Here is a 13334-nt window from a genome sequence, read left to right as displayed (position 1 = left end):
CTGTCTCCTACCAGCAGAGACAGCCTTCTAATAAGTATGTTTAAACTGGATTTACCCCATGCTTACGTTGTGAGAATAATAAGTATTTTGACATATAAAGTTCTAAGCGATTTTCTAGTACCTTACGCAGCTCATTAGGCTCAATCACATCATCAATGATAAGCTCTGAAGCTAAGCGATACACATCAATTTCCTCTTGATATTCTTTACGTTTCTCAGCAATGAAGCTTGCTTGCTCTTCCTTTGGAAGTTCTGCAATTTTATTGGCATAGACGGCATTGACAGCAGCCTCTGGTCCCATTACGGCAATTTGTGCATTTGATAAAGCAATACAGCAGTCTGGTTCAAACGCAGGGCCAGCCATTGCATATAATCCTGCACCATACGCTTTACGCACAATGACCGTTAGCTTAGGAACAGTGGCCTCACTCATGGCAAAAATCATTTTAGCACCATGACGGATGATTCCTGCTTTTTCTACCTGAGTACCAATCATAAAGCCTGGAACGTCTGCTAGGAATAACAGTGGGATATTGAATGCATCACAAAGTGAAATAAATTTCGCCGCTTTATCAGCAGAATCATGGAATAGCACGCCTCCCTTAACGCGTGGTTGGTTAGCGATAATCCCAACGGATTGTCCATTAATTCGTGCAAGGCCTGTAATTAATTCTGGTGCAAATAATTTCTTCACCTCACAAAACGAATCTTCATCAATAATACGATCAATTAGCTTATACATATCAAATGGTACATTTTGATTTTGAGGAATTAATTCTTCAATAGATTTATCAAATGAAGCTGGTGGTTTAGGAGCCTCTACCTCGCTACGCTCTGCATAATTATTCGGGAAGTATCCTAAATATTTGCGCGCATAAGTAATAGCCTCCTGTTCGGATTTAACAAGCACATCTCCACAACCCGAAACGGAACAGTGCATTTTTGCGCCACCCATTGTTTCTAAATCTACTTTCTCACCGATAACCATTTCAGCCATACGAGGAGAACCTAAATACATAGAAGCATTCCCTTCTACCATCACCACGATATCGCAAAATGCAGGAATATAGGCACCACCCGCTGCGGAAGGACCAAATAATAAACAAATTTGCGGAACTTTTCCTGACAGTTTGACTTGATTGTAGAAAATGCGTCCTGCGCCTCGGCGTCCTGGGAACATTTCAAGCTGATCTGTAATACGCGCACCCGCTGAATCCACTAAATAAAGTAATGGACAATTCAACTTTTCAGCGGTTTCTTGAATGCGAATCATTTTTTCAACTGTACGTTTTCCCCAAGAACCAGCTTTAATCGTTGAATCGTTAGCTAGCACACAAACCGTACGACCATGGATTTTGCCAATACCAGTGATGACGCCATCTGCTGGTAAATCCCCTGCTAAACAGTTCGCATAGAGCCCATCCTCTGATTGAAGACCATCATCGAGTAATAGTTCAAGACGCTCACGTACAAATAGCTTGCCTTGCTGTGCATTTTTGTCATGATATTTTGGTAATCCACCTGCTAAAATTTTATCTTTCATTGTAGGTGGTGTATTTTCTGTCGAGATATTGCTCATGTTTATTTCCTCCCTTTGCCCAATCGATTACACCAAAGTTATTTCTTTGCGTTTTATTTCCCTGAATATTGTGGCGCTCGCTTCTCTTGGAAGGCAAGTAAGCCCTCTAACCGGTCTTCTGTTGGGATCAATGCACTATATGCAAGTGATTCAATTTTTAACCCGGTAGCTAAATCTACCTCAACACCTTGATTGATCGCAACTTTGGCTTGCACTAAAGAGAGTGGTGCATTTTTTGCCATTTCCAGTGCAAGCTGTTGTGCCTTATCTAATACCTCATGTCCTTCATAAACATACTCAATAATGCCATAATTTTCAGCTTCTTCGGCATTCAGCCTACGTGCTGTATAAATTAATTCCTTTGCTTTACCAAGACCAATTAGACGTGGAAGCCGCTGTGTTCCCCCAGCTCCTGGAATAATTCCGAGCGATGTTTCTGTTAAGCCAAGCTTTACATGTGTAGCCGCAATTCGTAAATCACAAGCTAGTGCCAGCTCTAAGCCCCCACCAAAGGCTACACCATTTAGGACAGCAATGACAGGCTGTGCAAGCGTTTCAACTTTTGCCACAGTGGCACCAATCAGCTGCACGATCTGCTTCACTTGTCGATCAGACATTCCTTTACGTTCCTTTAAATCAGCACCTGCACAAAATGCCTTTTCTCCTGCACCTGTTAGAAGGACTACACGCACTGCTGGATCTCCATTGATTTGATCAAGTGTGTCAGACAGCTCATGCAGTAATTGAACCGACATAGCGTTAGCAGCTTCTGGTCTTGAAAGAGTAATAAGTCCAATACTACCCTCTAGTAATTCAAATCGAACGAGTTGTGTCATCCTTGATTTGCACTCCTTTCATTGCGGACAATAGCCATTTGCTTTGATGCAACCGCTTTGCCTAACTTCTCTTCAATAAAGAGTGCTGCCTCTAGCACCTTTTGTCGATCTACGCCTGTTTCAATGCCCATCTCATCGAATAAATACAATAAATCTTCTGTGGCTACATTACCTGAGGCACCCTTTGCATATGGGCAGCCCCCTAGCCCACCAAGCGCACTATCAAACTTGGTAATACCCATCTCTAAGGATTTCATAATATTGGCTAATGCTGTCCCACGTGTATCATGAAAATGCATGGCAAATTTTTTAGCAGGATACCTTTTTAGCAATTCCTCTAAAAGAAACTCAACCTGTGTCGGTACACCAACACCAATTGTGTCACCAAGCGATATTTCCGTCACACCCATCTCCAATAATTTTTCCGTTACTCGTAATACCTTGTCAGGGTGTATATATCCCTCATAAGGACAACCAATAACCGTTGAGATATAACCTCGAACCTGTTTCTTTACAGCCTGAGCTCCTACTACAACTTCCTCTAATATGGGAAATGTATCTTCTATGGTTTTATTAATATTACTTTGGTTATGGCTTTCACTAGCAGACATAAAAATACTTACTTCATCTACTTCAGCCTGCAATGCACGTTCTAAGCCCCGCATATTGGGTACAAGTGCCGCATAGGTAATATCCTTATGTCTTTTAATGGCTTGCAGAACCTCAACTGCATCTGCCAATTGAGGAATCCATTTGGGATGCACAAAAGATGTCACTTCAATATAATTTAATCCTGTTTGACCTAATAAATTTACTAATTGCACTTTATCAGCTGTTGAAATATGCGTTTTTTCATTTTGTAAGCCATCACGGGGACCAACTTCTTTGATTGCGACTTGCTTAGGTAGCTGCATAAACAAGCCTCCTCTTATTCAATTTCTAAAATATCATCATCAACGTTAATAAAGTCTCCCTCATTGGCAATGATTTTCGTCACTACGCCATCCTCTTCTGCTGCAATTGGAATTTCCATTTTCATCGATTCTAAAATGGCTACATCTTGACCTGCTGTCACTTTCTCGCCCTCTGTTACGACGATTTTCCATACTGTTCCTGCCATGCTTGCTTTTACTGTTGCCATAATCATTCACTCCTAATTTTTTAATCATGTATTCGTCCCTCTATGGAAGCACGAATACATGATAATTGTTATTTTGTTTCTGCTAATTGCGGTAAATAATATTGCTCTACAAATTTTGTTGTCGTATAGCCTTTTAAAAATTGTTCATGTGTGACGGTTTTTAACAGCATCGGGATATTCGTTTGAATCCCCTCCACTTTATACGTCTTTAGCGCTTGTGCTAATCTTTCACAGGCAATTTCTCTTGTTTCCCCCCACACCACCAATTTACTAATCATTGGATCATAGAATGGTGTTACCACTGAACCAGACTCTACACCACACTCATGTCGAATTCCTTCACCTGTCGGTAATTCAAGAGTCGTAATGGTACCTGGAGACGGGAAAAACGTCGAAGGATTTTCAGCGTATATGCGCACTTCAATCGCGTGCCCTTCTTTAGTCATACTTTCTCTAGTGAACGTAAGAGGTTGTTTTGCAGCAATTTTTAATTGCTCCTCTACTAAATCAAGCTTCGTAATTTCCTCCGTAACGGGATGCTCTACCTGTAGTCTTGTATTCATTTCTAAAAAATAAAAGTTTTGATCTTCATCAACCAAGTATTCGATTGTTCCAGCATTGACATAACCAATATGCTTCGCCGCCTTAACTGACGCTTCTAGCATTTTTTCTCTTGTCTCTTGTGAGATAAACGGTGATGGTGCTTCTTCTACTACTTTTTGATTTCTTCGTTGAATAGAGCATTCTCGTTCAAATAATGGAACGACATTACCTTGATGATCAGCAATAATTTGCACCTCGACATGGTGAGGGTTAGCAATGAATCGCTCCATATACATCGTGCCATCACCAAAGAATGATTGTGCACGCTTTTGATTTCCCTCAAAAGCTTTAGCTAGTTCCTTGGCATTTTCAACTAGTTGCATACCGATACCGCCACCACCTGCTGATGCCTTTAACATAATCGGATAGCCTAAACGTTCCGCTATGTCAGTGGCTTCTTCTACATCCTTCACAGGCGCTTCTACACCCTCTACAATCGGTACACCAGCAGCTTTCATTGTTTTACGTGCCTCTAATTTACTGCCCATTGAAGCTATCACATCAGCACTTGGCCCGATAAACACTAAACCTGCCTCTGTACAACGTTTTGCAAAATTTGCATTCTCTGATAGTAAACCATAGCCAGGATGAACAGCCTCTGCACCACTTTCTAGTGCAATTTCAAGAATGCGGTCGATATTTAAATAGCTCTGTGCAACCGGTGGCTTCCCAACACAGAAAGCCTCATCTGCATCTTTCACATGTAAGCTTTTAGCATCTGCCTCTGAATAGATTGCAACCGTATGAATATTTAGGCGCTTGCATGTTCTGATCACTCGTCTAGCAATCTCCCCACGATTTGCAATTAATACCTTATTGAACATAGTCACTGCCCCTCCTTACTTTACGGTCATAACGAAATCTTCTCGTAATTTATATTTTTGAACTTTTCCAGATGCAGTCATTGGATAGTTATCAATAAAGAAAATATGTCGCGGAATTTTATGTCTAGAAATTTTATCCCGACAATAATCTCGGATTTCATCCGCTGTAGCCTGCTCCCCTTCTTTTAAAACAATCCAAGCTGCCGCCTCCTCGCCATAAACAGGGTCAGGGACACCTGCAACCTGAACATCTGAAATTTTCGGATGTGTATAAAGGAACTCCTCAATTTCACGAGGATATAGGTTTTCGCCACCACGGATAATCATATCCTTTAAACGACCTGTTACACGGACATAACCTGCTTCATCCATTGTTGCTAAATCACCTGTGTGCAACCAACCATCCTCGTCAATCGCAAGATCTGTTTCCTCCTGGTTTTTATAATAGCCCTTCATCACATGATAGCCCCTCGTACATAGCTCTCCCTGTTCATTTGTCGGAGCTTCCTCGGTAGTTCCTGGAACAACAATCTTTACTTCTAGGTTAGGTAAAGCGCGGCCAACTGTCTCCACCTTTAACACTAGCGGGTCATCCGTTCTTGTCTGTGTAATAACAGGTGATGATTCTGTTTGACCGTAGCATATTGTTATATCTTTCATGCCCATCTTCTCAATGACCGCTTTCATAACTTCAATTGGACAGTTTGATCCTGCCATGACTCCTGTACGTAAAGTTGAAAGATCGAAAGATGCAAAATTCGATAAATTCAGTTCACTAATGAACATCGTTGGCACGCCATGTAATGCAGTGCATTTCTCTTGTTGAACGGTTCTTAGTACCTCTTCAGGTGAGAACTCCTGTACTGGTACCATGGTTCCACCACTCGTTGTAATGGCTAATGTTCCTATGACACAACCAAAGCAATGGAAGAATGGGACTGGGATACATAGACGATCCTCTGCCGTTAAACGCATACATTCAGCAATATTGACAGCATTATTGACCAAGTTAAAGTGCGTTAGCATTACTCCCTTAGGAAAGCCTGTTGTACCAGAAGTATATTGAATATTAATGACATCATCATAATGGAGAGATTGCTCTCTTCGATCTAGCTGTTCTTCTGTTACTTGCTCGGCAGCAGTTAAAACGTCTGACCAATTAAGTACGCCGGGGTATTTGGTTTCACCGATTAAAATAACATTTTTTAATAAAGGTAGTCGCTTTGATTGCAAATTACCTGGTTCACAATGTTCAAGCTCTGGACATAACTCTTGCAGTGTATTAATAAAAGAATGGTCTCGATAATTTTCAATTAAAAAAATCGTTTTAGCATCAGATTGCTTCAATAAGTACTCCAACTCACTTGCACGGTAATTCGTATTTACCGTTACAATTGGAGCACCCATCTTCCCTGTACCAAATTGAAGCTGTACCCACTCTGGAACATTTGTCGTCCATACTGCGATATGGTCTCCCTTTTCAATTCCAAGAGCCATTAAACCTCTTGCTACGTATCGAGCTTGACGATTTAGCTGCTCATAAGTCATGCGTAAATTTCTGTCAGCATAGACCAATGCTTCATTCTGCGGGTACTTTTTTGATTGTTCATCTAGCAATTGACCAATTGTTTGATACACAAGTTCTGCCATGAAGATCCCCCTTATTTATGCTATTTAATTTAACTGATGATGATTAACAGCCAATTAGACGAGAAATAACAAGACGTTGAATTTCAGATGTTCCTTCACCGATTTCCATTAATTTAATATCACGTAAATGACGTTCTACATCGTATTCTTTCATATATCCAGAACCACCATGAATTTGGATTGCCTGATTACATGTACGGAAGCCCATTTCAGAAGCAAATAGTTTAGCCATCGCAGCTTCTTTGCCAAATGGTTTCTTTTGATCTTTTAACCATGCTGCTTTATGTACTAACGTACGAGCAAGCTCTATTTCCATTGCCATATCAGCTAACTTAAATTGGATCGCCTGTAGCTTCGAAATAGGTGCACCAAATTGCTCACGTTCCTTCGCGAATTTTAGTGCCTTTTCATAAGCAGCCTGGGCAATTCCAACAGAAAGAGCAGCGATGGAAATACGACCACCATCCAATGTATTTAAAAACTGGCTAAAGCCACGTTTTTCATCCCCTAATAGATTCGTTCTTGGGACACGGACATTTTCTAACACAATTTCACATGTATTGGAGCCACGTACACCCATTTTGTCATAATTACAGTTGATTGTTACGCCTGGTGTGTTTGTTGGCACAATAATAGAAGAAATAATCTTTTTACCATCTTCACGTTTACCTGTTACCGCCGTTACAATAATTTGTCGAGCATATCCTGCATTGGTGATCCAGCATTTCTCTCCGTTAATAATGTAGTCATCACCATCGATAACAGCTGTAGTACGTGTGCCCCCTGCATCTGAACCTGCATTTGGCTCTGTTAAACCGAATGATCCTAATGTCTCACCCTTAGCTAATGGAACTAGCCACTCTTGCTTTTGTTCCTCTGTGCCGAAGTTGTAAATTGGAGAGGCTCCTAAGCTAACAGCAGCTGCATAGCTTAACCCTGTGCCCCCACATGCTCGACCAATCTCCTCTACAGCTAAAGCGTAGGACACCGTATCACCACCTGATCCACCATATTCCTCAGGAAACGGGATACCCAATAAGCCTAGTTCTGCCATCTTCTTAAAGCTCTCTATTCTCATTGTTGATGTCTCATCAACCTCACGAGCATACGGTTTAATCTCCTTCTCAGCAAAATCACGCACCATGTCTCGAATCATCTCTTGCTCTTTTGTTAATTCAAAATTCATCCCTAATCCCCCTAATGTCGAATTTGCCATAGTAATGTAGCTTAAGAACAATTGCTTACAGTTAATACCGACTAGTCGGTTTGTAAAAACAAATAATAAAACCAGTGTTTCCTACTGGCTACCCCTTTATTATAAATTGCTTCGCTTCTTCCATGGCTTGTTCTGTCACAATTGCCCGTAATACCATATCGGTAAAAACATCTGTGATTTGCTCCATCGTTAATGGTCCTGATTGCTTAAACCATTTGTATGTCCAGTTAATCATCCCGACAATTGCCATTGTCACAATTGTACAAGGTAATTCGGTACGAAAAACCTTTGCTTCCTGACCCTCTGCTATCACTCTTTGTAAAATATCACGATAGTGATCTCGCTTTTTATGGATGATGTCACTATATTCATCTGAGAGTGAACGACTTTCTTCATAAAAAATCGTAATATGTGCTTGATACATATCAAATACTTGTGTCAGTGTTTGCAGCATGGCACACAAACGTGTGATGGGTGTATCGAATTTGTCATATGCAGCTTGCGATTGTTGAATGACATATGAAATAAAGACATCATGAATTTCATACAACAGTTCATCTTTTGATTTAAAATTATGATAAAATCCACCCTTTGATGCCCCAATGTATTCCACAATACGATCCACTGTTACATTGTGATAACCATCTTGTTGAAACAATTCAACTGAAGCGTCTACAATTCTTTGTTTTAACGTTTTCTTTACCATAGGCCCTATCATCCTTCATCTAGCTCTATACTTCATCACTCCTTATAATCAGGAAAAATCATTCAAACCCATAAAGTATTCTATTTTTTCCTAATTATAAAAATACTATGACAACATAAATATAGCATTCTCAAAATTTGGTGTCTAGCAACAAAATAGATTTTTCGCAAAATTACGAGCAAAAATTTTACATAGAACAGAAATTAAAAAGCTAAAATCACATATACACCATATGAAGCTTCTTTGCTTTTCATGACAAATTTTCTTCCCTTTCTTTTCTTTGTTTACTAAATGCATTTTACATTGCAGTAAAACTGCGAACCCACTCAACCTATGCTATATTTAAAACCATGGAACTATGAAAGGGTGTTAACAATGGCAAAGAGCGTAGTAATTGCTGAAAAACCTTCTGTAGCACGTGATATCGCACGTGTACTGAAGTGTAATAAAAAAGGAAATGGTTTCCTTGAGGGAGATAAATATATTGTTACTTGGGCGCTTGGACATCTTGTAACTCTGGCTGACCCTGAAAGCTATGATGTGAAATATAAAACATGGAATCTAGAAGATCTACCCATGCTACCAGAACGTTTAAAATTAACGGTTATAAAGCAAACTGGAAAGCAATTTAATGCAGTCAAAAGTCAGCTTTCACGTAATGATGTTAATGAAATTATCATTGCTACAGATGCTGGACGTGAAGGTGAATTAGTAGCACGCTGGATACTGGATAAAGTGAAAATTAAAAAGCCTTTGAAACGCTTATGGATTTCCTCTGTTACAGATAAGGCAATTAAAGATGGGTTTGCCAATCTAAAGCCAGGTAATGCATATGATAATCTATATGCCTCTGCTGTAGCTCGCTCAGAGGCAGATTGGTATATCGGGCTTAATGCTACTCGTGCTCTAACTACCCGCTTTAACGCACAGTTGAATTGCGGACGTGTACAAACACCAACAGTAGCAATAATTGCTGCACGTGAAGATGAAATTAAAAACTTTAAGGCACAAACTTATTATGGTATTGAAGCGCAAACAACTGACAACTTAAAGCTCACATGGCAAGACCAAAATGGTAATAGTCGTAGCTTTGATAAAGATAAAATCGATACACTGGTGAAAAAAATAGGAAATAGCAATGCTATTGTTGCGGACATTGAAAAGAAACCTAAAAAATCATTTGCACCTGGACTTTATGATTTAACTGAATTGCAGCGGGATGCCAATAAAATCTTCGGCTACTCAGCGAAAGAAACATTGAATCTCATGCAAAAACTCTATGAGCAACATAAAGTGTTAACTTATCCACGTACGGATTCTCGCTTTATTTCACAGGATATCGTTGCCACACTACCAGAACGCTTAAAGGCCTGTGGTATTGGTGAATATCGCTCCATCGCCAATAAACTGCTTACTAAACCAATCAAGCCAACAAAGGCCTTTGTCGACGATAGTAAAGTATCAGATCATCATGCAATTATTCCAACAGAGGGCTATGTAAATTATTCAGCTTTCACAGATAAGGAACGTAAAATTTATGATCTTGTTGTAAAGCGTTTCCTAGCTGTTCTACTCCCTGCTTTTGAATATGAGCAACTAACACTTCGTGCAAAAATTGGCGATGAAAGCTTTATTGCTCGTGGAAAAACGATTTTATCATCTGGCTGGAAGGAAGTTTATGAGCATCGCTTTGATGATGAGGACACAGCAGATGACGTAAAGGAACAAATACTACCACGCATTGAGAAGGGCGATATGTTAAAAGTAAAGCTTCTTGCCCAAACTTCTGGTCAAACAAAGCCACCTGCTCGATTTAACGAAGCTACACTTTTATCAGCCATGGAAAACCCAACAAAATACATGGCAACGAATAATAAAAAATTAGCCGACACATTAAAATCTACGGGTGGTCTTGGCACAGTCGCAACACGTGCAGATATTATTGAAAAGCTTTTCAATTCCTTCTTAATAGAAAAGCGTGGTGGCAAAGATATTTACATTACCTCTAAAGGTCGTCAACTACTCGACCTAGTGCCAGAGGAATTGAAATCCCCTGCCCTGACAGCAGAATGGGAGCAAAAGCTTGAGCTTATTGCAAAGGGTAAGCTAAAAAAAGATGTATTTATTAGCGAGATGAAAAATTACACAAAGGAAATTGTTACAGAGATTAAGGGTAGTGACAAAAAGTATAAGCATGATAATATCTCTACCAAATCCTGTCCTGATTGCGGTAAACCGATGCTTGAAGTGAATGGCAAGAAAGGAAAAATGCTTGTCTGTCAAGATCGCGAATGTGGTCATCGTAAAAATGTCTCACGTACCACAAATGCACGTTGTCCACAATGTCATAAAAAATTAGAGCTTCGTGGAGAAGGCGATGGTCAAATTTTCGTTTGTAAATGTGGCTATCGCGAAAAATTATCAGCCTTTGAAGCAAGACGCAAAAAAGAAGGCGGAGGCAAGGTCGACAAGCGCTCCGTACAAAAGTACTTAAAGCAGCAAAACAACGAGGAGCCTGTGAACAATGCACTTGCTGAAGCATTGAAGGGGTTAAAGTTCGATTAATTAAAAAGAGCAAATTCACTCTATATGTGAATTTGCTCTTTTATTATGCATACTCATCCCTTCTAAACATATCTTGAATTGACTGAATATTCTATATCGAGGGAGGTTTTTAATGGAAGCAAAAGATTTTAGGCCACGTAATGTAATTTTTATGACGGTTGTTGTAGGTGTCTCTGTGTTAATTGGCCAAGCTATTTATGTCTTGTTTATTGATGTACCTTTTCCATAAGAAAGATTTATATCTTTAATTGACTAAGTAAATATTTCCCATTATTGATTATTTCCTGATGATTCGGTTTCCATTTTTGTGCCTCTAGATTATGCTGATAGGCATTTTCAAATAACCGTAACCCCCTGTATAAAAGGCTTAATTGTAAATGAGGAATCCATGTTGAATAAGCATGCTTTTGGATAGTCATTGTATCGGCAGGAGCTTGTTGCAAGGCTTGAGAGTACCAGTAAATAGCCTCTTTATGTTTTAATTGCTCCATAAAAAATTGGCCCATTCGGCAACATGCTTCTGGCTTTGGTCGATCATATAGGAAAGATTGCAAAACAGCTTGCTGTGCTTGTTGATCATCATGTAAACATCGATAGCATTCCCCTACTTGTAAACAAGCCTCAATGCGATTATCTGTAGTGCCTAAGTTGCTATCCAAAAATAGATTGTATTGATTAATAGCTTCTAGATAACGGTGATGTAATTTTAGTTCATTCGCATAATGAAATGTCTCAATTGCTGAAAGAGAATGTCCATTCTTTACTAATGCCTCATAAATATTTATATTGCGATGAATATCTTTCGTTAACGGTAAATGTGTGACAGCGATATCACTATGATAGAGCTGCCCTGACACCCTTAAATTCTCATGAACAGCACCCTCCCATTGAAAATGATTCGCCCTTTTTACTAAACGAAACTTTCGTTCACTACACTCCACTTCCCCATCACAATCAAGCGTCAAATAATAATCCATTGTTACAGCATCAATAGAAGGAAATAACGTTTGCTTTAGCTGGCTGAATTTGTGCTGATTTTCCTTTGTCATAACATCATCTGCATCAAGCCATAAAATATAGTCTTTTGTTGCCTGCTGAAAGGAAAAATTTCGTGCTTTGGCAAAATGATTACACCAGGAAAAGTCATAAATTCGAGAGGTAAAATTTTGTACAATCTCTTTTGTACGATCAGTTGAGCCAGTATCAATAATATTAATCTCATCCACGAGGTGCTGAACAGAATCTAAGCATCTTTCAATCGTACATTGTGCATTTCTAACAATCATACATAAACTAATCGTTAACATCTGTCCCCTCCTTAGCAATGGTTTAATTTATGCTAATGCAGTATTTTATCGAAAAAATTTTTCGATTATCACCTAACTTTGTAAATTTATAATGTAAAACAAAAAAACGAACGCGATTTACGTTCGTTTTTTTAGCAATTGAAATCCTATTGAATCAAGATAAATATTGCTCACGCCATGTTAATTGTTCTTCTTCTGTAAGCTGTTGCTCTAAATGATGATCCCATTGATTGAGTAATGTATTCCATACTCGTACAAATACGATATCCTGTTCCTTATCATAAAGAACAAACTCTAAACATGGGCTATCATTAATTTGTTGCGCCTCTGTTTGAACAATTTTTGCGATGACTTTCTGAGAGCTACCTTCCTCTTCTTCATCCGCTTCCTGTAAAGCTGCAATCACCATGGACTCCTCAAATTGTTCCTGTTGTTCTGCCTCTTTGTCAATATAACGATAAAGCTCTGGCAATTCATCATATTCATCATTACTTGTATCAATAGTGAGAAACGATTGATGGCAAGGACTAAAGTAAAGCGTGGAGGTTTCTTCCTCTAGTTCTTCTTCAAAAATACCTCGTTCTAGCTGCCTCTGACCTTTTTCAGTTAGCCTATAGAAATCATCTTCATTCCTCACAAGGTTTACTCGAATCATTAAAGAAACCAAGTCTTCAATAAATAACGGGTCTACAAGCAATAACTCGCTCAATTCCTGTGCGTTGCTAAAATCCGCCTCTTGGATACTAAGCAGAAGCATTGTCATTAAGACATCCATTGTTGAACGACGAACAGGCTCATAGGTCACATCAACTGTTCGAATGGGAATACACCATTCAGCCGTTTTGACAATTTTAATATTACGATTCTGCTGAAGCTCACGCATTAGTCGTTGTTGTAATTTTGACAA

The 13334-nt window shown here is 39.3% G+C and carries 11 protein-coding genes; 1 reads left to right on the top strand and 10 read right to left on the bottom strand.

The annotated features are described in order from the left end of the window. Nucleotides 1–40: 40 nt before the first annotated feature. The 8 genes from L6W14_RS02145 to L6W14_RS02110 form a co-directional block, all read right to left on the bottom strand. A complete protein-coding gene (locus tag L6W14_RS02145; protein WP_237899203.1) occupies nt 41–1579 on the bottom strand; it encodes an acyl-CoA carboxylase subunit beta in 1539 nt (512 codons plus the stop codon). 53 nt (nt 1580–1632) lie between these two features. After that, entirely contained in the window at nt 1633–2415 is a 783-nt protein-coding gene (locus tag L6W14_RS02140) for an enoyl-CoA hydratase (protein WP_054549095.1), read from the bottom strand. Then, the gene (locus L6W14_RS02135) at nt 2412–3329 is read right to left on the bottom strand and encodes a hydroxymethylglutaryl-CoA lyase (protein ID WP_237899202.1); all 918 of its coding nucleotides are present in this window, start codon (nt 3327–3329) and stop codon (nt 2412–2414) included. The genes L6W14_RS02140 and L6W14_RS02135 overlap by 4 nt, the downstream gene beginning before the upstream one ends. Before the next feature lie 14 nt (nt 3330–3343). After that, nucleotides 3344–3556 (bottom strand): acetyl-CoA carboxylase biotin carboxyl carrier protein subunit, encoded by a 213-nt coding sequence (locus tag L6W14_RS02130; RefSeq protein WP_004225532.1) that lies wholly within the window; start codon nt 3554–3556, stop codon nt 3344–3346. A gap of 68 nt (nt 3557–3624) precedes the next feature. Continuing rightward, nucleotides 3625–4983: an acetyl-CoA carboxylase biotin carboxylase subunit gene (locus L6W14_RS02125; RefSeq protein ID WP_237899201.1), complete on the bottom strand. Its 1359-nt coding sequence runs from the start codon at nt 4981–4983 to the stop codon at nt 3625–3627. Nucleotides 4984–4998: 15 nt separating this feature from the next. Next, nucleotides 4999–6633, bottom strand: a complete 1635-nt coding sequence (locus L6W14_RS02120) for an AMP-binding protein (RefSeq protein ID WP_237899199.1) — start codon at nt 6631–6633, stop codon at nt 4999–5001. Between the two features lie 43 nt (nt 6634–6676). After that, complete coding sequence (locus L6W14_RS02115) at nt 6677–7819, bottom strand: acyl-CoA dehydrogenase (RefSeq protein ID WP_036078132.1); 1143 nt, start codon at nt 7817–7819, stop codon at nt 6677–6679. Between the two features lie 118 nt (nt 7820–7937). After that, on the bottom strand, nt 7938–8555 hold the full coding sequence (locus L6W14_RS02110) for a TetR/AcrR family transcriptional regulator (RefSeq protein ID WP_131520718.1): 618 nt from the start codon (nt 8553–8555) through the stop codon (nt 7938–7940). Between the two features lie 375 nt (nt 8556–8930). Here L6W14_RS02110 and L6W14_RS02105 point away from each other — a divergent pair, with 375 nt between their 5' ends. Further along, the gene (locus L6W14_RS02105; protein ID WP_237899198.1) at nt 8931–11120 is read left to right on the top strand and encodes a DNA topoisomerase III; all 2190 of its coding nucleotides are present in this window, start codon (nt 8931–8933) and stop codon (nt 11118–11120) included. A 236-nt stretch (nt 11121–11356) separates the two neighbouring features. On the opposite strand, the gene L6W14_RS02100 is transcribed toward L6W14_RS02105, so the two are convergent. Both L6W14_RS02100 and L6W14_RS02095 read right to left on the bottom strand, forming a co-directional pair. Further along, entirely contained in the window at nt 11357–12427 is a 1071-nt protein-coding gene (locus L6W14_RS02100) for a glycosyltransferase family 2 protein (RefSeq protein ID WP_131520716.1), read from the bottom strand. 154 nt (nt 12428–12581) lie between these two features. After that, nucleotides 12582–13334 carry a hypothetical protein gene (locus tag L6W14_RS02095; protein WP_131520715.1) on the bottom strand — a complete coding sequence of 251 codons (753 nt, stop codon included), beginning with the start codon at nt 13332–13334 and terminating at the stop codon, nt 12582–12584.

The organism is Lysinibacillus sp. ACHW1.5, assembly GCF_022014815.1.
GTDB classification, from domain to species: domain Bacteria; phylum Bacillota; class Bacilli; order Bacillales_A; family Planococcaceae; genus Lysinibacillus; species Lysinibacillus capsici.
Note: the sequence above shows the minus strand (reverse complement) of the source record. Positions and strands in the feature narration are given on the sequence as shown.

Excerpts from the sequence above, each read along its gene's own strand:
- L6W14_RS02120 (WP_237899199.1), bottom strand. The coding sequence starts at position 6,633 with ATGGCAGAACTTGTGTATCAAACAATTGGTCAATTGCTAGATGAACAA.
- L6W14_RS02130 (WP_004225532.1), bottom strand. The coding sequence starts at position 3,556 with ATGGCAACAGTAAAAGCAAGCATGGCAGGAACAGTATGGAAAATCGTC.
- L6W14_RS02140 (WP_054549095.1), bottom strand. The coding sequence starts at position 2,415 with ATGACACAACTCGTTCGATTTGAATTACTAGAGGGTAGTATTGGACTT.
- L6W14_RS02100 (WP_131520716.1), bottom strand. The coding sequence starts at position 12,427 with ATGTTAACGATTAGTTTATGTATGATTGTTAGAAATGCACAATGTACG.
- L6W14_RS02135 (WP_237899202.1), bottom strand. The coding sequence starts at position 3,329 with ATGCAGCTACCTAAGCAAGTCGCAATCAAAGAAGTTGGTCCCCGTGAT.
- L6W14_RS02125 (WP_237899201.1), bottom strand. The coding sequence starts at position 4,983 with ATGTTCAATAAGGTATTAATTGCAAATCGTGGGGAGATTGCTAGACGA.
- L6W14_RS02115 (WP_036078132.1), bottom strand. The coding sequence starts at position 7,819 with ATGAATTTTGAATTAACAAAAGAGCAAGAGATGATTCGAGACATGGTG.
- L6W14_RS02110 (WP_131520718.1), bottom strand. The coding sequence starts at position 8,555 with ATGGTAAAGAAAACGTTAAAACAAAGAATTGTAGACGCTTCAGTTGAA.
- L6W14_RS02145 (WP_237899203.1), bottom strand. The coding sequence starts at position 1,579 with ATGAGCAATATCTCGACAGAAAATACACCACCTACAATGAAAGATAAA.
- L6W14_RS02105 (WP_237899198.1), top strand. The coding sequence starts at position 8,931 with ATGGCAAAGAGCGTAGTAATTGCTGAAAAACCTTCTGTAGCACGTGAT.